This is a genomic window from Ruegeria sp. CG1, assembly GCF_056537265.1.
This window is the reverse complement of record NZ_JBQFRF010000005.1, coordinates 428,957-449,572: the sequence shown is the minus strand read 5'-3', so window position 1 is coordinate 449,572 and position 20,616 is coordinate 428,957. Positions and strand designations below refer to the sequence as shown.

The 20,616-nt window shown below is 55.4% G+C and carries 21 protein-coding genes and 1 pseudogene; 13 read left to right on the top strand and 9 right to left on the bottom strand.

Going from position 1 to position 20,616, the window contains the following annotated elements; genetic code table 11:
* Window positions 1–146: 146 nt before the first annotated feature.
* On the bottom strand, window positions 147–476 hold the full coding sequence (locus tag ACR0AU_RS17005; RefSeq protein WP_480572369.1) for a hypothetical protein: 330 nt from the start codon (window positions 474–476) through the stop codon (window positions 147–149).
* 116 nt (window positions 477–592) lie between these two features.
* On the opposite strand from ACR0AU_RS17005, the gene ACR0AU_RS17000 reads away from it, so the two are divergent.
* The 3 genes and pseudogenes from ACR0AU_RS17000 to ACR0AU_RS16990 form a co-directional block, all read left to right on the top strand.
* The gene (locus ACR0AU_RS17000) at window positions 593–3,721 is read left to right on the top strand and encodes an adenylate/guanylate cyclase domain-containing protein (RefSeq protein ID WP_480795992.1); all 3,129 of its coding nucleotides are present in this window, start codon (window positions 593–595) and stop codon (window positions 3,719–3,721) included.
* A 132-nt stretch (window positions 3,722–3,853) separates the two neighbouring features.
* Window positions 3,854–4,828, top strand: coding sequence for a hypothetical protein (locus ACR0AU_RS16995; protein ID WP_170734236.1), 975 nt, complete (start codon window positions 3,854–3,856; stop codon window positions 4,826–4,828).
* Between the two features lie 404 nt (window positions 4,829–5,232).
* Window positions 5,233–5,602: pseudogene (locus ACR0AU_RS16990) on the top strand (transposase); the annotation flags it as partial.
* A 143-nt stretch (window positions 5,603–5,745) separates the two neighbouring features.
* On the opposite strand, the gene ACR0AU_RS16985 reads toward ACR0AU_RS16990, so the two are convergent.
* The 3 genes from ACR0AU_RS16985 to ACR0AU_RS16975 all read right to left on the bottom strand — a co-directional run bounded on the left by ACR0AU_RS16985 (window position 5,746) and on the right by ACR0AU_RS16975 (window position 7,403).
* Window positions 5,746–6,471, bottom strand: coding sequence for a hypothetical protein (locus ACR0AU_RS16985; protein WP_480795991.1), 726 nt, complete (start codon window positions 6,469–6,471; stop codon window positions 5,746–5,748).
* Between the two features lie 94 nt (window positions 6,472–6,565).
* Entirely contained in the window at window positions 6,566–6,760 is a 195-nt protein-coding gene (locus tag ACR0AU_RS16980; protein ID WP_480795990.1) for a hypothetical protein, read from the bottom strand.
* A gap of 445 nt (window positions 6,761–7,205) precedes the next feature.
* A complete protein-coding gene (locus ACR0AU_RS16975; RefSeq protein WP_480593604.1) occupies window positions 7,206–7,403 on the bottom strand; it encodes a hypothetical protein in 198 nt (65 codons plus the stop codon).
* Window positions 7,404–8,425: 1,022 nt separating this feature from the next.
* Here ACR0AU_RS16975 and pcaF point away from each other — a divergent pair.
* Genes pcaF through ACR0AU_RS16940 form a run of 7 tightly spaced genes read left to right on the top strand, consistent with a single transcriptional unit; the run spans window position 8,426 to window position 14,036 of the window.
* Window positions 8,426–9,628, top strand: a complete 1,203-nt coding sequence (gene pcaF, locus ACR0AU_RS16970) for a 3-oxoadipyl-CoA thiolase (protein WP_170511226.1) — start codon at window positions 8,426–8,428, stop codon at window positions 9,626–9,628.
* 15 nt (window positions 9,629–9,643) lie between these two features.
* Window positions 9,644–10,636, top strand: coding sequence for a 1,2-phenylacetyl-CoA epoxidase subunit PaaA (paaA, locus tag ACR0AU_RS16965; protein ID WP_170397736.1), 993 nt, complete (start codon window positions 9,644–9,646; stop codon window positions 10,634–10,636).
* Window positions 10,637–10,659: 23 nt separating this feature from the next.
* Entirely contained in the window at window positions 10,660–10,944 is a 285-nt protein-coding gene (gene paaB / locus ACR0AU_RS16960; protein WP_170404692.1) for a 1,2-phenylacetyl-CoA epoxidase subunit PaaB, read from the top strand.
* A complete protein-coding gene (gene paaC, locus ACR0AU_RS16955; protein ID WP_170734231.1) occupies window positions 10,944–11,711 on the top strand; it encodes a 1,2-phenylacetyl-CoA epoxidase subunit PaaC in 768 nt (255 codons plus the stop codon). Before paaB ends, paaC begins: the two co-directional genes overlap by 1 nt.
* 6 nt (window positions 11,712–11,717) lie before the next feature.
* Window positions 11,718–12,176 carry a 1,2-phenylacetyl-CoA epoxidase subunit PaaD gene (gene paaD / locus ACR0AU_RS16950; RefSeq protein ID WP_170511230.1) on the top strand — a complete coding sequence of 153 codons (459 nt, stop codon included), beginning with the start codon at window positions 11,718–11,720 and terminating at the stop codon, window positions 12,174–12,176.
* A gap of 14 nt (window positions 12,177–12,190) precedes the next feature.
* Window positions 12,191–13,264 (top strand): 2Fe-2S iron-sulfur cluster-binding protein, encoded by a 1,074-nt coding sequence (locus ACR0AU_RS16945; protein ID WP_480795989.1) that lies wholly within the window; start codon window positions 12,191–12,193, stop codon window positions 13,262–13,264.
* A gap of 13 nt (window positions 13,265–13,277) precedes the next feature.
* Window positions 13,278–14,036 carry a Phenylacetic acid catabolic protein gene (locus tag ACR0AU_RS16940; RefSeq protein WP_480795988.1) on the top strand — a complete coding sequence of 253 codons (759 nt, stop codon included), beginning with the start codon at window positions 13,278–13,280 and terminating at the stop codon, window positions 14,034–14,036.
* A gap of 3 nt (window positions 14,037–14,039) precedes the next feature.
* Here ACR0AU_RS16940 and ACR0AU_RS16935 read toward each other — a convergent pair whose 3' ends face one another.
* From ACR0AU_RS16935 to paaG, 5 genes are all read right to left on the bottom strand, one after another.
* Window positions 14,040–14,252, bottom strand: coding sequence for a hypothetical protein (locus tag ACR0AU_RS16935; RefSeq protein ID WP_170477700.1), 213 nt, complete (start codon window positions 14,250–14,252; stop codon window positions 14,040–14,042).
* Between the two features lie 69 nt (window positions 14,253–14,321).
* Window positions 14,322–14,918: a TetR/AcrR family transcriptional regulator gene (locus tag ACR0AU_RS16930; RefSeq protein WP_480795987.1), complete on the bottom strand. Its 597-nt coding sequence runs from the start codon at window positions 14,916–14,918 to the stop codon at window positions 14,322–14,324.
* A 22-nt stretch (window positions 14,919–14,940) separates the two neighbouring features.
* Entirely contained in the window at window positions 14,941–16,248 is a 1,308-nt protein-coding gene (paaK, locus tag ACR0AU_RS16925; protein ID WP_480795986.1) for a phenylacetate--CoA ligase PaaK, read from the bottom strand.
* A 15-nt stretch (window positions 16,249–16,263) separates the two neighbouring features.
* Window positions 16,264–16,692 (bottom strand): hydroxyphenylacetyl-CoA thioesterase PaaI, encoded by a 429-nt coding sequence (gene paaI / locus ACR0AU_RS16920; protein WP_480795985.1) that lies wholly within the window; start codon window positions 16,690–16,692, stop codon window positions 16,264–16,266.
* A 1-nt stretch (window position 16,693) separates the two neighbouring features.
* The gene (paaG, locus tag ACR0AU_RS16915) at window positions 16,694–17,479 is read right to left on the bottom strand and encodes a 2-(1,2-epoxy-1,2-dihydrophenyl)acetyl-CoA isomerase PaaG (RefSeq protein WP_480795984.1); all 786 of its coding nucleotides are present in this window, start codon (window positions 17,477–17,479) and stop codon (window positions 16,694–16,696) included.
* A gap of 201 nt (window positions 17,480–17,680) precedes the next feature.
* On the opposite strand from paaG, the gene ACR0AU_RS16910 reads away from it, so the two are divergent.
* Genes ACR0AU_RS16910 through ACR0AU_RS16900 form a run of 3 tightly spaced genes read left to right on the top strand, consistent with a single transcriptional unit; the run spans window position 17,681 to window position 20,610 of the window.
* Window positions 17,681–18,700 (top strand): TRAP transporter substrate-binding protein, encoded by a 1,020-nt coding sequence (locus tag ACR0AU_RS16910; RefSeq protein ID WP_480795983.1) that lies wholly within the window; start codon window positions 17,681–17,683, stop codon window positions 18,698–18,700.
* A 54-nt stretch (window positions 18,701–18,754) separates the two neighbouring features.
* The gene (locus ACR0AU_RS16905) at window positions 18,755–19,258 is read left to right on the top strand and encodes a TRAP transporter small permease (RefSeq protein ID WP_170397701.1); all 504 of its coding nucleotides are present in this window, start codon (window positions 18,755–18,757) and stop codon (window positions 19,256–19,258) included.
* Entirely contained in the window at window positions 19,258–20,610 is a 1,353-nt protein-coding gene (locus ACR0AU_RS16900; RefSeq protein WP_480795982.1) for a TRAP transporter large permease, read from the top strand. The genes ACR0AU_RS16905 and ACR0AU_RS16900 overlap by 1 nt, the downstream gene beginning before the upstream one ends.
* The last annotated feature ends 6 nt before the right edge of the window (window positions 20,611–20,616 follow it).

Sequence of the window (20,616 nt, the reverse complement as noted above, 5' to 3'; positions counted from 1 at the left end):
AAATCCTGCTCCCGCAACCAACTTTAGAAAATCCCAGAGCAGCCCGTGCAGACTAAAAACAGCCCACCGGACTGTTCGATTAACGATCAAACCTCGCCAGGCTCATAACATGAAACTCAGAGGTTCAATTCCTACTCCCGATACCATCACTGTCGAATAAGCCGCTTCAGAGAACACAGTCTTCGAGTTCCTTGAGTTTGATCGTCAACCGGTTGTCGCAGGTGTCTTTGTTCCGTTGGGTGGAACACCCGTATCGTTTGATCGGGATTGCGTTTGAACATATAGATTTTGCCGAAATTGCGCCGAGTCCCAAATCCCAGACTTTGCTGAATACGAAAACTGTGGCTCACGCGCTCGCGGACTTCTTTTACCGTATCGTGGTCATTGATCTTCAAATCCCGGATCGCGTCTTCTTTCAACCGACGTCTAACCCGTTCGGCAACTGCGCCTTCAAGTAGTAGTTGTGCTTCCGGCACAAACAGCGCACATCCTTTGACATTTGGCGCGAGTTCTTGTTGGCTTCATTAATCCGGGATTGGCTTCGCGTTAACCGGCCTGCCAGAACCGTAGAGAAGTGAAGGGCCCGTTGCCGATGCTTACATTAAAGTCATGGCTCGAATCTCTGAAGTTGGAAAAATACCTCGACGTGATGGAAGCCAATTCCATTGATTTAGACGTCATCGGAGAGCTTTCTGAGCAGGATTTCGCAAGCCTTGGCATCGCGCTTGGCGATAGCAAACGACTTCTCAAAGCGATGAGGGCGCTGCCGGAGGAGAGGGAAGACCCCGACGTTGCCGGTTTTCAGGAATCCGCCTCCGCCTTCGAAATCGCGACAGAACGGCCGCGAAGGTCCATCGGCGAGTTGCGTCAGATGACGATCATGTTCGTTGATTTGGTCAACTCGACAGGGCTCGTGCAGGAACTGGGGATCGAGCAGTATCGAGACTCGCTCAAGGCCTTTCAGAACCTCTGTGCCGAAGCGATCAAAGAGAATTTCGGCTATGTCGCTCAATTCGTCGGTGACGGGGTGGTTGCCTACTTCGGTCACCCGGTAGCCAACGAAGATGATGCAGAGCGCGCAGTGCTCACGGCACTTGCAATCATCGAAAAAGTGAGCGTGATCCCTGTTCCCCCGCTAGAAAAACTGTCCGTGCGCATTGGCATAGCGACCGGCGATGTTCTGCTCGAAGATTTTATGCACGGCACACAACAGGTCGACAGTTTCGTGCTGGGGGATATCCCCAACCTCGCCGCCCGCCTTCAGGCGCTGGCCGATCCTGGGCAAATTGCCATATCTGGGCGAACGCGGCGGCTTTTGGGGTACAACTTCCGCTGCACTTCGATCGGCAAACACCAACTGAAAGGATTTTCGCGCCCTGTAAGTGTTTGGCTGGTCATAGAATCTCGAAAGACAGAGCTACGCTTCGAGAAGCGGATGCACGGCGCACTAACCCCCCTGATTGGACGTGAAGGCGAATTCAACTTGCTGCGCAGACGCTGGAACGCCGCCTGCCGTGGCGAAGGACAGGCAATATTTCTCTCTGGCGAGGCGGGGCTCGGAAAGTCGCGTCTAGCAGAAGAAATACAGCAAACGCTCGTTCTCCCCATGGGCCAGAGGCTCAGCTTCCAGTGCTCACCCTACCATGAAAACAGCTCGTTCTTTCCAATAAAGTCACATATCATCAATGCTGTAGGCCTTAAGGAAAACGACACTCTCAAAGAGCGTGAATCCAAACTGAAAACGTTTCTGGAAGAGCGCGGCAACGCCTCCGACGAAGTGACCTCACTGTTTTCCAACCTGCTTTCTTTCGGTGCGCCGGAGCAACGCCCGCCTGTGGCGCCCGAAGAGATTAAAACGCGCACTTTTGAGATCCTGCAAAACTACGTCGAACGCGCCTCGCTCAAAAAACCTGTCTTTATCCTCTTCGAAGACCTGCAATGGATCGATCCCTCTTCCGAAGAGTTGCTCAACAACCTGCTGGAGCGAATCGGCAATCTGCGGGTCATGGTACTGGGCACCTACCGCCCTGAATACACACCAAGGTGGTCGAACCTGCCCAAGGTCACCACATTGTCGTTGCCCAGTTTGGGCACGCGCGAAACAGCACAGCTACTCGAAGCACTGATGAGCGACGGAATGGCACTGAACGGGCTTATGGAAACCATCATCACCCGCTCGGAAGGCGTACCGCTCTTTGTTGAGGAAATGGTGAGTATGCTGGCCCGCTCCGCGGGTTCAATCCGGCCGGACGGCCATTTGAAACAAGAAACACTATTCCCGTCGAACTTGAAGGACCTGCTCCGGGTCCGGCTCGACCATCTGAGCGTCGCACCGGACACGATTTCAATTTGTGCCGCTCTGGGACAGGGCTTTACGAGTGATCTCGTCGCCGCCGTTGCTGGGCGACCGGTCGATGAAATCCTGTCAGAGCTTCAAAACCTCGCACGCGCACAGACCATGGTGGAGAAATTTGAAGGAGGCGAAAGCAGTTTTTCTTTCCGCCATGCCCTGATCAGCGATGTCGCCTACGAGGCGATCTTACCACAACAGGCAAGGAGTCTTCACCTCCGCATTGCCGAAACCATGGTAGCGCGTTTTGCGAACCTTTGCGCACGTCAGCCCGAAATTCTGGCGCTGCACTACAAAAAGGCGGAACAATTCGACGCTGCGCGGGATCGGTGGCACGAAGCTGCCAAGCTGAGCCTGCGCAACTATGCCAGCAACGAAGCAATTGCCCAGATGAGCGCCGCGATCGAGGCGCACGACAGGCTTGAGCACCACGAAACGTCCGACCAGATCGAGATCAAATTGCGCCAGTCTCTCGCCGTCGCCCTTGAAATGCGCAGCTGGGGCTCGCCCGACATCACAAGAAATCTGGAAAAGCTGATCGCGCTTAACGAGAAAAGTGGCGATCACGAAGTGGCTTTTACCAACCTCCACCAGCTCATAGGTGAACACTTGATCGGTGGCCGCCCCGATGCGGCCTGGCCGTATTGCGAACAAATGACTGACATGCTGGCCGATGACCCCAATGCCGCTTTGCACACCTTAAGCGAACACAATAGCGGCTTGGCTTCGCTGCTTAGGGGCGAATTCGACCAGGCGATTTCTCATCTGGACCGTGCACTTGAACATCGCGCCCAGTGCGACTTGAGCGAAATCAACCGATTCTATCCAGCGGATACGGAAATTGTCGATATGGTGATGCGCTGCTGGGCACGCACTCTGCAGGACCCTGAAGATGACAAGGTGCGCTCGGAACTGGAGCAGGCGATAGCCAAAACCCGCGCCGAACGCAGCGAATTCTCCCGCTGCTACGCGTTGAGCATTATCGCGTCCATTTACTGTACCTACGGTGAGCCCGCACCCTGTCTAGAATTTGCCAAGGAAGCGTACGAAACCAGCAAAAGAAAGAAATTCAAGTATTGGGAACACTGGTCCGCCGTACTTGTGGGATGGGCCGAGACCAGATGTGGCGAAGCAACGGGTGTCAAGACCCTACGGGACGGGCTTGAAAAATATGTGGACACAGGATCGGGTCAGATCGTTGCCTTCTCGCACAGCCTGCTTGCGGATGCCTTGCTCCATCAGGGTGATCCGGAAGAAGCCGCCGTGGAAATGTCCAAAGCCCGTGAGATTCTTGCGGTCTCCTCCATCAGGTTCCATGAACGGCTGACCGATACAATCGAAAAGAAGATTAAGGCCCATCCCGCCGTTTGACCACGCTGCACCCTGCAACCCGAAATCCCGTTCACAGTCCACATTTTCCCGCAAACAGGGGGATTCTTAGATTTTTTAAACCGAACGTGCTACGGTTCTGGCATTACTCGAATTTTGTTGTCGGAGTAAATTATGAAAAGACCCAGTTTAAGTATGTTGCTGTTAACTTGCATTGTCGCTCTTTTTTCCGGTTGTTCCTATGTAGTGGAAGACGAGAAGGGATCATCATTCAACACGATCAACCTGCCCGACCAGAAGGTGGTCGCGGGCGGAGTATCTCCTAACAAGAATCTGGAAGACCCGCCCAAGCCAGTGAAAGAGTTCACGGAAGCGGATTTCAAAAGGCTCCTGTCGCAGCTCAGTGAGCCCCCTTGCGATCCCCAGCAGGAGTTTTGTCCTGCCATTAACCGTGCGTCGGTTGTCCGTGACTACGGCGGATTTTCCGGGGTCGCAACCGAGCCGGTTGTAAGGGTTGCGAACAACAGGAACCTGTTCGGCACAAGGACAGTTTCGGTCAAGGGGCAGATATTGGACAAATGTCTGCACGACTCTAGGCTCGCCGGGTATTATTATTCTGGTGGCGCAGATGGTCCGTATGCAAAATCAAGCGGCGACCTTCGTCTCTGTGTCCTGATGCGAACCGCAGTCTCGCGTGCTGGAAGGCTGACGCCAGCAGTTCGTTACCAGTACTTCCACGTCGAGGCCGGGAACGCCAGGGTCGACAAAAAAACTATAGAAGACGCGATAAAAGGTGTATTTCACAAAGCCTTTGATGCGACAGAACTGAAGGTCAGCGCTGCCATGGCGGAGCCGTTCGAATACAAGCTTTATGCCGCGAAACAGGACATCAAAATCGTCAACTATTGGGAAGCGAATTGGGAGCTTGGCAAGGGCCGCGCAAAATGGAAAAAATTCGATCAAAGCACAGTTCCACCCGGAAGTCTGAATCGTATCCCCCTGATCTTTGCGGATAACGGGACCGCCTGTATTGACATGATGTTCCCGGAGGAAACGGGCGTACCAATGACACTAAAACCCAACGCCGCGGCCGGTGTCCACTATTGCCTCGGTCGTTGTTCAAAACCGCCCATCGTGAACACGCGCTGACAGAGCGGTGAGTTTGGCGACCCTGTCGCGCGTTGCGTGTTTCAGCCGGCGCCGTTTTTTCTACTTCGCGAACGTTGCATTTGCCCTTTTAGGCGAGCCGGCATGAACTTCCATGTCGAAGGCTCCACCAGCGATGTCCCGTAGAAAGCTGGATATAACTACGCACGTGAAGGGTCCTGTGCGGGGCTTTTCTCGCTTGGTCGTCCTTCATCTGGCTCTGAAATGCACGCAACGCAGAGGCGTCTGTGAACCCATGCCGGACTTCAAGAAACTGGGAGCCGGTGTAGCAGATCCGCAGGCGATCATTCTGATCGAACGAAAGAACGCGAGTAGGAAGGTCCAGACCTGCTCGCATGTTCTCTTTCAGAATGGGCGTGTGACCCACCTGCTCGCAAACGCACACTGGCTTGCATATGAGGACCGATATCACACCGGGTTGGACATCTGATTATCGTGGTTTCGATTTGGTAAAGGTAGACAATCTGCCTTAGCCGCGCGTGTTGATAGCAGATCGCGGCTATGATGCTGACAAAACACGTAGACAGATGAATAATCGAGTTGTGATGACCCAGATATCGGTACGGAAAAACACAAAGATGCGCGTTGGTGTCGACCGTTCACTCTACCGTCCGCGAAAACGGGTCGAGCGCTGCTTTAACAGGCTCAAGAACGCTCGACGTGTCGCGATCCGCTACCACAAGGCCGCAGAAAGCTTCCTGGGATATCATAGACATAGAGTCCAACCGACTTTGGCTTCGCCATTTGTCAACATGAACTAGTCGCCAGTTCTCTTGATTAACGGCGTAAGTCGCGATCACCACCGCAGGTCACAAAGTCCAAAGTGCCATTCGCTGCGCTCACATGAGCGCATCTCGGTTTTATCGATGCCTCAATTTTGGCGTGCGAGAAGAATTGACCTATCGCGTCGCATCCAAACCCGGTGGAACGCCCTTGCAATAGCCGCCCGCACAAAACACACCTGCGTTTGGCAGCGACGCCGGCACGGAAATGTCAAAACCATTAACCTTATCCACGAACCAAATGTCGATACAGGCATTCCCTACAATCAGGTATGCAGGGTTGTTGGGCGGCAGCGCCGTGCCGTCAATTTGCATAAGTACAAGCTGAATTCCCGTTCCTCTTGCAATAAACCGCTGCTGATACGAACCACCATTGGGCGGCGGGTTTGAAAAGCCGCCTGATTCTTCGACTTTCAGGCTTTGGCCATTCACATTGAATACCCACCGCACATTAATTGGGATGCCCTCTATGTCGTTCGTAAGTAGATTACGACATAGGACAAACTTGGTGGTTCTTATGTCGAATTGGCCACGACCAAGACCCTCGTTCGCGTCTTGATCAAAAGCGTACTGGACGGCAGTCATGGAACTGCGACCCAAAATAGCCGTTTTGTAGATTTCCCATTTGTTATTTGGATTGCCCAGATCTGGTGGGGCAGGCGGAAGCGCCTTACACTTTTCTGCGCCGATGTCAGAAACTGTTAGCATTTCTATCGCTGCCGCGGCTTGCACTCCACCACCGTTCAGTTCTTCATCTTCAAAATACCCGAGTGAGTCACCAAGGGCTTCCAACCCAGGGTTATCACTTTGTCTCAGAGCATTGATAAAAGCATCTTCGTTCAATGATCTATAACCATCCTCCTCCGAAGCATTTATCGCAAGTGCGGACTCGGAGCTTAGGCCCAACTCGCTTATTTGGTCGGAAAGCTCTTTTAGGTCAAAAAAACTTCTTTATGTGGTTACCTTCAGAATCTTTCTCCTCGGACAGATAGCTGTAGAAAACACTTGGCACCGTCACGATTTCGTTGTCCTGACCGCGAACATCCGTCGCAATGGACAATGAAACCAATAAACACATCGGAGTTCCGTAACGAGCCTTGCTAAAAAAGGCCGTGCAAAGACTACTGATCATAAAACTCTCCCTGGAAAACTTAACGACAAAAAAGCAAAGACTTAAAAACAACAGCAATCAGCTAAGTGCGATTGGACGGCAAAACGTTCACGCAATGAGCAAACCGCTGTAGCGGTGTAAGGTTAGCACAATTCAGCATTCGCTGCACTGGATTTGTAGCAGTGCGACGTACAGTTGCCGCTTGGGCATTTTGTTTTCGCCGGAAGCTTCATTCTTAGCAACTAAACCAAGTAAACTGCCAAACACAGCATCAGATATAAAAATAACGGTCATTTATTCGGCAATAGCGCGAATCTCAGCCTCGTCTCGTGCCGTTAGGCCGAGAACTATGATTTTGGGCTAGACCATGCGTGGTGTGTTGAGCTTTCCAAATTGCTTGGTCTCGTGTGCCAAACAAATGCGCATAGCTAGGCCCATAGTGTGCTTCATCAAGTGATAGAAGCGGTCACATCACCGACAAGAGCACGATCGCTTTGTAAGCATATAAAAGCGTCCAGCCTCTTTGCTCTAAGAATTGATTGGGTTCAGCGGCATCATAGCCGCCACGCAAGATGCGCGCAAAATGCAGCGTCCGCTGCGGTTTCATTCGCCCCCGTGCCGTTATCGTATCTGACCTGAAAACCCGATCAATTTCGCGTTTCAAATCGTTCCATCCTTTCGGTCTGGAGTTGGGAAGGCTGGCAATGGTGACCCTCCCGGGCCGCCCCTCTTGCAGGCTTTAATTCAGTACAGTCGCTCAGAATCTTCTCGAAGAGACTCCGGACTTTTTTGTATGCCTCTAACTTGGCGTTTCCAGACACTTTTTTTGACTGCCGGTAAAGCTCTACCGCCTCTACGAATAGGTTGTTAACTTCCGTGTCATTGTTTTGTGCTCGCACTTCGAATGCTGAAATGCAAAAAAAAGCAAACGCCAGCAAAACGGTTCAACGCACGTGTTGCGACGATCCGTTGTAATCACCGCCTATACTTGGCATTTCAGTTGCGTTCGGCATCGGTGGTTGCGCCCTACCGCAAGCAATTGGGTCGAACAAAGCACCGAACAGACCGCCGCACGGCGGCTTTGTTCGTTTTGAATCTCAACCAACGCAAATACACCGACAGTTCCTCGACAAGTTTAATCGCATACTTCCGTTCTAACGGGATCAACTTGATCTCCGATAGACAGCTGCGAATGATGGATGTCGTCTCGGCTTCTGTGCATTGAGCATTCAACGCTTCTTTTCAAAGTTAACTTGATGATTGTCGATGACTGAAGGCGGCTTTTGCGACGAAAGTTGTTAAGTGTCATTCATTAAACGCTATAGGTCAAAACCAGACAATCTGGTGCGATGTCTGCCTCAGATACAAACGTTTACCGGAACTCCAATCTCAGAATGGCAACATTTCAAACTGCCTATTCGAAGCGGTCTAAGTACGTTTTCGATTTGTCAAATTTTGTGTTGAAGGAACCCTTATCAAAGGTCTGAGACGGTATTGGCGCAGGTGGTAAGCCGGCAAAGACTACGTTTCACACGACCAAGTTACTCGCAGCAAGCCAAAGCGTTACGGAAAAAGCAAGAAAACGTATATGAAGTAACATAAAGCTTGCTGCGAATCGATGAGAGGCTTATTAACCGACCTATCGGTCACTTAATGATGTGAATTCAAATTCGGAGTAATCGACCTATGGACGCCTTTATCTGCGACGCCCAGCGCACCCCGATCGGACGATATGGTGGTGGACTAAGCCAGGTGCGCACAGATGATCTTGCCGCCCTGCCAATCGCTTCGCTTGTCGCGCGTAACCCACAGGTGGATTGGTCCAGTCTGGACGACGTGATTTATGGCGATGCGAACCAAGCCGGTGAAAGCAACCGCAATGTGGCGCGGATGGCGGCGTTGCTGGCAGGGCTGCCGGTGGATGTACCGGGAACGACAATCAATCGGCTCTGCGCGTCTGGCATGGATGCGGTGGGCATGGCTGCGCGCGCCATCAAGGCTGGGGATTATGACATGGCGATCGCGGGTGGGGTCGAAAGCATGTCGCGTGCGCCATTTGTGATGCCCAAGGCAACATCCGCCTTTACTCGTGCCAATGCCGTTTACGACACCACGATCGGCTGGCGCTTTGTGAACCCGAAAATGGAAAAGGAATTTGGTATCGACTCGATGCCCGAAACAGCGGATAACGTAGCGGAAGCTTATGGTATCAGTCGCTCCGATCAGGACGCGTTTGCCGAACGCAGCCAGGCCCGCTGGGCCGCGGCGCACCAGACCGGGGTGTTTCAGGAGGAGATCACCCCGGTCACAATCCCCCAGCGCAAAGGTGACCCGGTGGTGGTCGATACGGACGAGCATCCACGTCCGGGGACTACAGCAGAGAAACTGTCCGGCCTAAAGGGCATCAACGGGGTGGACAAGACTGTGACCGCTGGAAACGCCTCGGGTGTTAACGACGGCGCGGCGGCGATCCTGATGGCAAATGAATCTGCTGCGGCAAAGAACGATCTGACCCCGATTGCCCGTGTGGTTTGCATGTCCGTTGCCGGGGTGGAACCGCGCGTGATGGGCATCGGCCCGGTTCCAGCCAGCCGAAAGGTGCTTGCACGGGCTGGGCTCAGCATCGATCAGATGGATGTGATAGAGTTGAACGAGGCGTTTGCCTCGCAGGGCCTTGCCACGCTGCGCGAACTCGGGGTGCCCGATGATGCGCCGCATGTGAACCCAAATGGCGGGGCAATCGCCATTGGCCACCCGCTTGGAATGAGCGGTGCGCGGCTAGTGATGACTGCTGCCTATCAACTGCGCCGCACCGGAGGCCGCTACGCGCTCTGCACCATGTGTGTCGGGGTAGGGCAGGGTGCCGCACTTATTCTTGAACGTGTGTAAGGGAGGAGACCTCACATGTACGCTCAGATGATTAAAACAGCCGGATCCGGCGTGAAATCCCGCGAGGAGATGACCGAGCAGGAGCGCGCGTTTCAGGACAAGATCGACGCCGATATCAAGATCGAGCCCAAGGATTGGATGCCCGACGACTATCGCGCGACACTGATCCGTCAAATTGGCCAGCACGCACATTCTGAAATCGTAGGCCAGCTGCCCGAAGGAAACTGGATCACCCGAGCGCCAACGCTGGAGCGCAAGGCGATCCTGCTGGCCAAGGTGCAGGATGAGGCCGGGCATGGGCTGTATCTCTATTGCGCGGCAGAAACGCTGGGTGTCAGCCGGGATGAGATCACCGAGATGCTGCTGGACGGGCGCATGAAATACTCGTCGATCTTCAACTACCCGACCCTGAACTGGGCCGATATCGGCGCGGTCGGATGGTTGGTCGATGGTGCCGCGATCATGAACCAGGTTCCGCTGCAGCGGACGTCCTTCGGACCATACTCGCGCGCAATGATCCGCATCTGCAAAGAAGAGAGCTTTCACCAGCGCCAGGGCTATGATGCGATCCGCAAGATGGCAGAGGGTACGCCAGAACAGCGTAAGATGGCGCAGGATGCAATAAATCGACTGTGGTACCCGTCGCTGATGATGTTCGGGCCGTCGGACAAGGAAAGCGTGCATTCGGCGCAATCCATGGCGTGGAAGATCAAGATCAACACCAATGACGAGCTGCGCCAGAAATTCGTGGATCAGACCGTGCCTCAGGCCGAATATCTGGGTCTGAGTATCCCTGACCCGGACCTGAAATGGAACGAAGAACGGGGCCATTATGATTACACCGACCCGGACTGGTCCGAGTTTTTCGATGTGATCAAGGGCAACGGCCCCTGCAATGTCGACCGGCTGGCCGCGCGTAACAAGGCGTGGGACGACGGTAAATGGGTTCGCGACGGGCTGCTGGCTCATGCCCGCAAGAAACGCGCTGCAAATCTGGCTGCAGAATAAGACTGCCCTGAGGAGGATACCAAATGAACAACGAATGGCCCCTGTGGGAAATCTTCATCCGCGGACAACATGGCATGAGTCACCGCCATGTTGGATCGTTACACGCCCCGGACGCGGAAATGGCGATCAAGAACGCGCGCGATGTCTATACGCGCCGCAACGAAGGCGTTTCGATCTGGGTGGTTGAGGCCAACAACATCTCGGCCTCATCGCCCAGCGACAAAGGTCCGCTGTACGAGCCCAGCGAAAGTAAAGTGTACCGCCATCCAACCTTCTTCGATATTCCCGAAGAAGTGGGGGCGATGTAATGAGTGTTCCGGTTTCCAATGACGCTTTGCTGCAGTTTCTGCTGCGGATGGGGGACAATACCCTGATCCTCGGCCATCGCGTCAGCGAATGGTGCGGCCATGCGCCTGTGCTGGAGGAAGACATCGCGCTGGCCAATACCGCGCTGGACCTGATCGGACAGACTCAGATGTGGCTGGGTCTTGCGGGTGAGATCGACGGCGGCAAATCCGCCGATGATCTGGCCTTTCTGCGCGACGCCTGGGATTTCCGCAATGTGCTGCTGGTCGAAGTGCCGAACGGCGACTTCGGCCGCACGCTGATGCGTCAGTTCCTGTTTGATGCTTGGCATTCGATCATGCTGGGGCATCTGATGAAATCCTCTGACGAACGTGTTGCGGCGATCGCCGCCAAGGCCAGCAAAGAAGTTAGCTATCACCTCGAACGTTCGGGCGATACGGTTGTGGGCCTCGGCGACGGGACCGAGGAAAGTCATGCCCGCATGCAAGAGGCGCTGGACTATCTCTGGCCATATGTCGGCGAGATGTTTGCCAGTGACGATGTTGATGCAGAAATGGTTGCGGCGAGGATTGCCCCGAACCCGGCAGATCTGCGCGCAGAATATGACGCTCTGATCGAGCGTGTGCTGTCCGAGGCGACACTAACCATTCCCGAAAGCCGCTTTGCCCATAAGGGCGGGCGCGACGGTCGCATGCATACCGAGCATCTGGGCCATCTTCTGACACAGATGCAGTGGTTGCAGCGCGCCTATCCCGGCGCGAAGTGGTAAGGATCAATGCGGGCTTCAACGGATCAGGTGTGGGAATGGCTGGACGCTGTACCAGACCCTGAGATTCCGGTGATCTCGGTCGTCGATCTGGGAATTGTACGCGATGTGCGATGGGATGATGACACTCTGACGGTTACCGTCACGCCGACCTATTCAGGCTGCCCGGCGACCTCGGTCATCAGCATGGATATCGAAACTGCACTGCGTGATCATGGAATCGACGATCTGCGGATCGAGACAAGTATCGCACCGGCTTGGACCACCGATTGGCTCAGCGACAAGGGCCGTGCTCGGCTCGAGGATTACGGCATCGCCCCGCCGCAGCCTGCAGGTGGACCTGAACGCTGCCCACATTGCGGTAGCAAGGCGGTTGAAAAGGTCAGCCAGTTTGGCTCGACCCCTTGCAAGGCCCATTGGCGCTGCACCGACTGCCTGGAACCTTTTGACTATTTCAAGTGCATCTGAGGGAGGATCACCGGATGGCACGCTTTCATGATCTGGAAGTTACCGATGTTCACAAAACCATCCGCGATGCGGTGGTCGTGACGTTGAAACCTGTAAACGGTTCAGCCGATGAATTCGACTTTACCCAAGGCCAGTACCTGACCTTCCGCCGCGATTTCGACGGAGAAGAACTGCGCCGGTCCTATTCGATCTGCGCTGGTAAGGATGAGGGCATTCTGCAGGTGGGGATCAAGCGCGTGGATGGCGGCGCATTCTCGACCTGGGCCAACTCCGATCTAAAGGTGGGCGATACGGTGCAGGCGATGCCGCCGATGGGCAGCTTTTACACCGCAATCGATCCCTCCGCCGAAAAGCATTATCTGGGCTTTGCGGGTGGGTCGGGCATCACGCCGGTTCTCTCGATCCTGAAGACGACGCTTGCCCGAGAACCACATTCGCGGTTCACATTGGTATATGCCAACAAGGGCGTGAACACGATCATGTTCCGAGAGGAGCTTGAGGACCTCAAGAACCTCTATATGGGGCGTCTGAACGTGATCCATATTCTGGAAACAGACGCGCAGGAAATCGAGCTTTTTACAGGTCTGGTCACGCAAGACAAATGTGCCGAACTTTTTGAACACTGGATCGATATTCAGAACGTCGACACGGCTTTTATCTGCGGCCCCGAGCCGATGATGCTGGGCATTGCCTCAGCCCTGCGGGCGCATGGGCTGAACGACGGGCAGATCAAGTTTGAACTCTTCGCCAGCGCTCAACCCGGTCGGGTCAAGCGCAAAGTGAGCGGGGCGGACACGGCGTCTCAGGACAACCAGACCAAAACATCAATCACCATGGACGGGGCAACGCAAACGATCACCATGCCGAAGGATCAATCGATTCTCGATGCCGCGTTGGAGAATGCGATGGACGCGCCTTATGCCTGTAAGGCCGGGGTCTGTTCAACCTGCCGCTGCCGAGTGCTTGAAGGCGAGGTCGAGATGGTCGCCAATCACGCATTGGAAGACTACGAAGTCGAGAAAGGATACGTCCTGAGCTGTCAGGCCTATCCGATGACCGACAACGTGGTCGTGGACTACGATCAATAGACCGGAGGGAATGATGGCTGAAGACATGACAATCGAGAGCTATCTGGCCGCAGGTGGCGTACTGAGCAATCCGACCAATGTTCCACCGCGTTACCGCGCAGAACTCATGAAGCTGATGGCGACCTTTGTGGATAGTGAGCTGGCAGGTGCTGCAGGCTTTGCCGACATCATCAATCAGGGCCCCGGCATCAAGGAACGCATCGCGGCGGCAAAGATTGTGTTGGAAAAGACCGACAATGCGGATCGTGTGCTGAAAATCATGGGCGAGTTCGGGGCCAACACTGATCGCTATGCAAACCATCACCCTTGGACCAAGCGTCTGGATCGCGATGCGGATATTGGGGCGACCCGGTCCGAGCATGATATGCGTCTTGCGGTCTTTAACTATCCGATCGAAGGGTGGGGCGATGCTGTGGTGATGAACCTGCTGATGAGCCAGGCGGTTGCCGTTCAACTCGCTCAATTCTCTCAGATATCTTATCAACCTTTGGCCGAAGCCTTCCGGGATATCGCTCCGATCGAGGCGCGCCATGGAGAACTGGCCCTTGAAGGCGCGCTCAAGCTGATCGAACAGGGGAAGGCTGCCGAGATGCAGGCGTCAATTGACTATTGGTGGCCCCGCGTGGCGGCCAGTTTTGGGGCCGGGGGTGCGGAGAAAATCGAAACGCTGCGCAAGCTGGGGCTACGGCAACTGACCGGAGCCGAGATGAGAGATCAGTGGGTGGCGAAGGCGGCTGAGCAGGTCGCGAATCTGGGGCTGAAAGCGCCCTGACTTTCAGGGCTGACGCTTGCGGCTAAGCAATCCGTATTTCACGGCCAACCCACGCAGAGATCGCCTTTTGCCTCGGTCTTTCTTCGCTGATTGTGTCTGCGCGCCAGCCTTCCGGTTGAATTCGAACACATCAATCACGCGTTCGGCGCAACCACAGGCTTCGCCTAAGCCCACTTTGGCGAAATAGAATTTATCGAAACGATCAGGGCGTTGCATAAGGGTCCTCCGCCCTCATTCAAACCTATTTGGGTGGAAGAACCAAATCAACTCTGTTCCAGCCGCCTGTCAAAGACCGTCAACACCCGACAAAGTCAGATCACTTACCAACGCAGCATAATCGCTGCGCGCATCAGAATCTGCGCTGGCGTTCCACATGTAGAACCAATTCAGCATACCAAAGACAGACATGGTGGTTGCCCGCAGTTTTGCCGCGTCATCCTCGAAAGTGGCCGGTGATATACTGGCAATGATGTCACTGACGAACTCGACCAAATCCCGCTGATAGCCACGCAGTAGTTTCTGCTGTTCCTCGGGCAAAGCAGACATACCGCTGGTTTGCACCCGGTGTTCATCATCCACGCCCTGATAGGCCAGCAGGATTTCCCGCACCACGCGTCTCAGGCGATCCGCTGGCTCAAGCGCTTCAAGGTCCAACCCACAAATCTGATCACGCAGTTGCAGCAAATAGCTGTCGAGTATGTCAAACAGGATCGCGTCCTTGCTGTCATAGTAGTGATAGATATTGGCCTTGGATATTCCACACTCACGCGCCAGCTGAGACATTGACGCCCGGTCAAACCCTTCTTGCGCGAAGACGCGGGCGGCGGATTTCAGAATACGAGCCCGCTTGTCGTCGTGGTCTTTTGCTATCGTCCGCGCCAAGGGCCGACCCTCCGTCTCTTGTTTAACTATCCCGATTGTCGATCACGCGTCGCGCCTTGCCCTGCGAGCGTTCGACCTCGCCCGGCTCGCCTATATCGATCTCGGTCGAGATTCCAACCACCTCTTTGATCCGTCGCGACAACATCCGGGCGGCAGCGGTTTTGCTCAGCTCATCCGCCGCATCCGGCGTTGCCTCGACATGTACGCGCATCGCGTCCATCCGTCCGGCTTTGTAAAGCTCGATCTGGTAATAGGGTGCTAGACCACCCGTTGCCAAAACCTGCTCTTCGATCTGGCTGGGGAAGACGTTTACGCCGCGTAGGATGATCATATCATCCGAGCGGCCGGTGATCTTTTCCATCCGCCGCATCGACCGCGCCGTACCGGGCAGCAGCCGCGTCAGGTCGCGGGTACGATAGCGGATCATCGGAAGGCCCTCTTTGGTCAGCGTGGTGAAGACCAGTTCACCAATCTCACCGTCGGGCATGACCTCACCGGTTTGGGGGTCGATGATTTCGGGATAAAAGTGATCTTCCCAGATCACCGGTCCGTCTTTGGTTTCGACGCACTCATTGGCGACGCCCGGTCCCATGATCTCGGACAGGCCGTAGATATCAACAGCGTGCATGTCGAAGGCTTGTTCAACCTCGGAGCGCATGGAATCTGTCCAGGGTTCGGCCCCAAAGACGCCCACGGCCAGAGAGCATTCGCGCGGATCGAGGCCAACCTTATGGTACTGCTCAAGAATATTCAGCATATAGGATGGCGTCACCATGATCCCGTCGGGCTTGAAATCAGTGATCAGATCGACCTGTTTGGCGGTTTGCCCGCCGCTCATCGGGACGACTGTAGCCCCAAGACGTTCGATCCCGTAATGCGCGCCCAGTCCGCCAGTGAACAGGCCATAGCCATAGGCGTTATGTACCATGTCACCCCGGCGCAACCCGCTGGCACGCAGCGAGCGGGCTACCAGATCGGCCCAATTATCGATATCGCCTTGCGTATAGCCCACCACGGTTGGCTTGCCCGTGGTCCCCGATGAGGCGTGAACACGGATGATCTGCTCACGCGGAACGGCAAACAGGCCGAAAGGATAGTTTTCCCTCAGATCGTTTTTGTAGGTAAACGGAAAACGCGCGAGATCACTGAGAGATTGCAGGTCATCAGGATGCACCCCGGCTTCATCAAACCGCTGCCGGTACATAGGCACATTGTCATAGGCATGGCGCAGCGACCATTTCAGCCGATCCAGTTGTAAGCCGCGGATTTCATCAATCGAGGCGATCTCGATCGGATCAAGATCCGCCTTGTTCGGAGTTAGATCCTTCATGCCATCCCCCTCATCTCAGGTCTCGTCAAACACCGGACCTTTGACCGCGCGGGAAATGCCCCGAAACTCTGCGATCTTTTGGCCGGTCTGGTTGGTTACGGTTACGTCATAGATGCCGCTGCGCCCGGTCAGACTCAGTTCCGTTGCGCGGGCCGTCAGCAGATCACCGGATCGCGCGGGCGCGACGTAGCTGATCAGGTTGTGCTGCGCGACTGTCGACTGGTTGCGGCTGTTGCAGGCAAAGGCAAAGGCGCTGTCGGCCAGCATGAAGGTCACGCCGCCGTGGCAAATCCCGTGTCCATTGCAGTGATGGTCCTGAACGGCGAGCGTCAGGATCGCGGTCCCTTCGTCAACCTCGCCCAATTCCATGCCCGCCCATTTTGAGGCATTGTCTCGCCCCCACATGGCAGCCGCGGCTTTTTGGGCGCGCTCCTTTGGCGTCATCTTATTCTCCCCGAAAGACCGGCGTGCGTTTTTCCAGAAACGCTGTGACACCTTCGGCATAGTCCGCGCTTTCACCGCAGGTTTTCATCGCGTCTGCTTCAACCTCCAGATGGTCGGTCAGGGAATTCGTGGCTGCTGCCTGAATCGTCTGTTTCGTCAAGCCAAGTCCCAGCGTTGGACCATTGGCGAACTGTTCCGTCATCGCTCGCGCCTCAGTCATCAGGTCAGCGTCGGGGATGGCCTTCCAGATCAGCCCCCAATCCGCGGCCTGTTGCGCGGGCAATGGCTGCCCGGTCAAAGCCAGCCCCTTGGCCCGTGCCTCACCCAGCAGGTGGGGCAGATGCCAACTGCCCCCGGTATCGGGGATCAGTCCCACTTTGGAAAACGACTGTATGAACTTGGCAGATTCGGCGGCCAGTACCACATCACATGCCAAGGCGATATTGGCACCCGCGCCTGCCGCAACACCATTGACGGCGCAGACGACGGGGAAATTCAGCGACCTGATCAGGCGGACTAAAGGCGCGTAGAACGTGCGCACCGTATTGCCCAGGTCTGGCGGACCCTCCATCGTTGCTGGGTTTCGATCCCCCAAATCCTGCCCAGCACAGAACCCGCGTCCGGCCCCAGTCAGCAACACGGCGCGGGCTCCTCCATCACGCGCGGCCTCAAGTGCAGCGCGCAGGGCATAGTGCATCTCATCAGTGAAACTGTTCAGGCGATCAGGCCGATTGAGTGTAATTTCAACCCATTGACCCATATTCTGCGAAATAATCGTATCCGACATGCCCGGTTCGCTTTTCATAAGTTACAACAAACTTCTTGCATAAACCGAACGGTTGGTCAATAAATTCTATAACCGTTTGTGACTCGGCGATCAGAAATGCAAATTTGGCCAGCAGGCTGAACAGCTTTTCTCGTCGTTGATAGTTACAAAACGTACCATTAACACATTCACGACTTGCGATTTTGAGGAGGAGACCCGGTCATGAAATTCACCAAGCTCACCACATTGTTGGCGTCTGCAACCTTGGCGGTGTCCGGCACCATTGCCGTTGCGGCTGACTACACCCTGACAATTTCCAGCTGGGCCCCACCCACCCACGGCATCAACGCAAAGATGTGGCCCAAATTCGTCGAAATGGTAGAGGAGGCCACTGACGGGCAGGTCACCGCAGAGCTTAAGCTGGGTATCGCTCCACCGCCTGCGCAGATGGATCTGATCATGGATGGCGCGGCCGATGCCTCGATTATCTTTCACGGCTATCAACCGGGACGCTTCGTCACCACCAAGCTGGTCGAACTGCCTGGTTACGAAGGCTCGGCCGAGGACGCTTCGGTTGCTTACTGGCGCGCCTACGACAAGTACTTGAAAGCTGCTGACGAGCATCGTGGTGTCAAAGTCATCGCCTTGCACACGCATGGACCCGCGCAGCTGCATTCCAGCGCGCCAGTAACCACTCTGGATGAGGTTTCGGGCCTGAAAGTACGTATCCCGGGTGGCGTTGGCGGAGACGTTGGTGCGGCGCTTGGCGCGACCGGCATTCAGGTGCCCGCTCCGAAAGTCTATGAAACACTGGCATCGAAAGCCGCTGACGGCGTGGTCATGCCACTGGAATCGCGCAAAGGTTTCAAGCTGACCGAGGTTGCGCAGAACGTCTATGAGATGCCCGGTGGCCTCTATCGTGGTTCGTTTGCATTCATCATGAACGAAGACACCTTCGCAGATCTGCCACCCGAGCTGCAGACGGCGCTGGAAGAAAACGTATTCGGTGAACCGCTGAGCCGTGAGATCGGTAAAATCTGGGATGAGATCGACGCCACTGGACGTGAGGCAACCGAGGCGGCAGAAGGCAATGCGATCAACGCTGCCACAGATGCGGATATGGAGAAGTTCTCGGCCATCGCCGAAGACATCCGCGGCAAGGTCATCGCCGAGGTTGACGCAACAGGTGTCGACGCACAGGCCGCATATGACATGATCAAATCGGAAATGTCCTCGAACTGATCCGACTGCAGGGCGGCTCTTGCGCCGCCCTGACTTACCCTGCGCGAGTTTCCCATGACCCCTATTATTCAGCTTGTGCGCCGTGCCAGCGCCCTTCCCGTGATCGTGGCCTGCATTGCACTGTTTATCCTGATGGTAATGACCTTTTGCGACGTGATCCTGCGTTCGGTCTTCAATGCGCCCATTGAGGCCGCCACCGAGCTGACGCGCATTCTGATGGCAATTCTGGTGTTTTCTGTCCTCCCGATCGTCTCCACCACCAATGGCCATATCGCGGTCGATCTGACAGACGGGTTCTTCCACCGTCTGCATCTGTCGCGTGCGCGGGACGTTGTGATCTATGTGGTCAGCGGCATCATGCTGTTCTGGCCGGTCCAGCGCGTTTGGGTCCTGGCCGAGCGAGCGCGGGATTATGGGGATGTAACCGAATATCTTTCAATCCCCACCTACCTGATCGGCTGGTTCATTACCCTGTCTGTTGCCATCACTGCACTGGTGATGATCGCCACTGGGCTGCTAAAGGCCTTCGCCCCAAATACACTGTCGGAGCCTATGTAATGACCGCAGCGCTAATCGGATTTGCGATTGTATTGATCTTGGTGCTGGTGCGCCTTCCTATCGTCTTTGCCATGGGTCTGGTCGGCACATTGGGATTTGCCTATGAGCGTGGCGGCTCGATCTTTGATGAGCGCGGGATGAAGGCTGCCATGTCCATGGTGGGCCGACAGATCACCGACACTGCGCAGGACTATGGTCTGTCGGTTGTGCCGCTGTTCATCCTGATGGGCCTGTTCGTGAACAAGGGCGGCATGGCGCGCGAGCTTTATGCGGTGTCCAACGCCTTTCTTGGCCACATGCGCGGTGGCATTGCCATGGCGACGGTTGCGGCCTGTGGCGGATTTTCGGCTATCTGCGGATCGTCGCTGGCAACCGCCGCCACGATGTCAAAGGTCGCGATGCCGCAGATGCGGCGTTACGGCTATTCCGATGAACTCTCGACCGCCTCGATTGCCGCCGGTGGTACGCTTGGCATTCTGATCCCTCCATCGGTCATTCTGGTCATCTACGGGTTGCTGACCGAGACCTCGATCGGGAAACTGTTCATGGCGGGCATCATCCCCGGCATCCTCGGCATTCTGTTCTACCTCTTCGCCGTGCGCTGGACCGTCTGGCGCAACCCCGAGGCCGGTCCAGCCGGAGAGCGTGCCACATGGTCCGAACGCATCCGTGCGCTGGGCTCGGTTTGGGCTGTGCTGTTGTTGTTCTTCCTAGTGATTGGCGGGCTTTATGGAGCCTTCGATTTTGAGCCCCTAAACCTGACATTCTCACCCACCGAGGCCGCAGGTATGGGGGCCGCTGGGGCCTTTCTGATTGCACTCTTTCGTGGGGGTCTCACGGTTGGCTCGACATTCGAGGTGCTGAAAGAGACCTGCTTTACCGCGTCTGCCCTGTTTGCGGTGCTGATTGGCGCTCAGATATTCTCAAATTTCATCAATCTGGCCGGTTTGCCCGAAGCCCTGATCGCGATGGTGACCGCCTATGATGTGGCTCCGTTTGTCGTGATCCTGATGATCCTTGGTATCTACATCATTCTGGGTTGCGTCTTCGAATCCCTCTCGATGCTGTTGCTGACGGTTCCGATCTTCTTCCCGTTGGTCACGTCTCTGGGCTATGACCCAATCTGGTTTGGCATCGTCGTCGTGGTTGTCACCGAAATCTCGCTGATCACTCCACCCGTAGGCCTGAACGTCTTCATCCTGAAAGGCGTGGTGGGTGACGTCTCGACCGGCACCATATTTCGCGGCGTCACTCCGTTCTGGATCGCCGATATCTTCCGCCTCGCGCTGATCGTGCTGGTGCCCATCGTGGTGCTGTATCTGCCGCAGCAAATGGGCGCTTTGGTACACTAGTCCCAG

Bases quoted from the DNA above. Each gene is read 5' to 3' on its own strand.
- paaC (WP_170734231.1), top strand. From the start codon at position 10,944: ATGAGTGTTCCGGTTTCCAATGACGCTTTGCTGCAGTTTCTGCTGCGG.
- paaA (WP_170397736.1), top strand. From the start codon at position 9,644: ATGTACGCTCAGATGATTAAAACAGCCGGATCCGGCGTGAAATCCCGC.
- pcaF (WP_170511226.1), top strand. From the start codon at position 8,426: ATGGACGCCTTTATCTGCGACGCCCAGCGCACCCCGATCGGACGATAT.
- ACR0AU_RS16905 (WP_170397701.1), top strand. From the start codon at position 18,755: ATGACCCCTATTATTCAGCTTGTGCGCCGTGCCAGCGCCCTTCCCGTG.
- paaB (WP_170404692.1), top strand. From the start codon at position 10,660: ATGAACAACGAATGGCCCCTGTGGGAAATCTTCATCCGCGGACAACAT.
- paaK (WP_480795986.1), bottom strand. From the start codon at position 16,248: ATGAAGGATCTAACTCCGAACAAGGCGGATCTTGATCCGATCGAGATC.
- paaD (WP_170511230.1), top strand. From the start codon at position 11,718: ATGCGGGCTTCAACGGATCAGGTGTGGGAATGGCTGGACGCTGTACCA.
- paaI (WP_480795985.1), bottom strand. From the start codon at position 16,692: ATGACGCCAAAGGAGCGCGCCCAAAAAGCCGCGGCTGCCATGTGGGGG.
- ACR0AU_RS16980 (WP_480795990.1), bottom strand. From the start codon at position 6,760: ATGATCAGTAGTCTTTGCACGGCCTTTTTTAGCAAGGCTCGTTACGGA.
- ACR0AU_RS16995 (WP_170734236.1), top strand. From the start codon at position 3,854: ATGAAAAGACCCAGTTTAAGTATGTTGCTGTTAACTTGCATTGTCGCT.
- ACR0AU_RS16910 (WP_480795983.1), top strand. From the start codon at position 17,681: ATGAAATTCACCAAGCTCACCACATTGTTGGCGTCTGCAACCTTGGCG.
- ACR0AU_RS16900 (WP_480795982.1), top strand. From the start codon at position 19,258: ATGACCGCAGCGCTAATCGGATTTGCGATTGTATTGATCTTGGTGCTG.
- ACR0AU_RS17000 (WP_480795992.1), top strand. From the start codon at position 593: ATGCTTACATTAAAGTCATGGCTCGAATCTCTGAAGTTGGAAAAATAC.
- paaG (WP_480795984.1), bottom strand. From the start codon at position 17,479: ATGTCGGATACGATTATTTCGCAGAATATGGGTCAATGGGTTGAAATT.
- ACR0AU_RS16940 (WP_480795988.1), top strand. From the start codon at position 13,278: ATGGCTGAAGACATGACAATCGAGAGCTATCTGGCCGCAGGTGGCGTA.
- ACR0AU_RS16935 (WP_170477700.1), bottom strand. From the start codon at position 14,252: ATGCAACGCCCTGATCGTTTCGATAAATTCTATTTCGCCAAAGTGGGC.
- ACR0AU_RS16945 (WP_480795989.1), top strand. From the start codon at position 12,191: ATGGCACGCTTTCATGATCTGGAAGTTACCGATGTTCACAAAACCATC.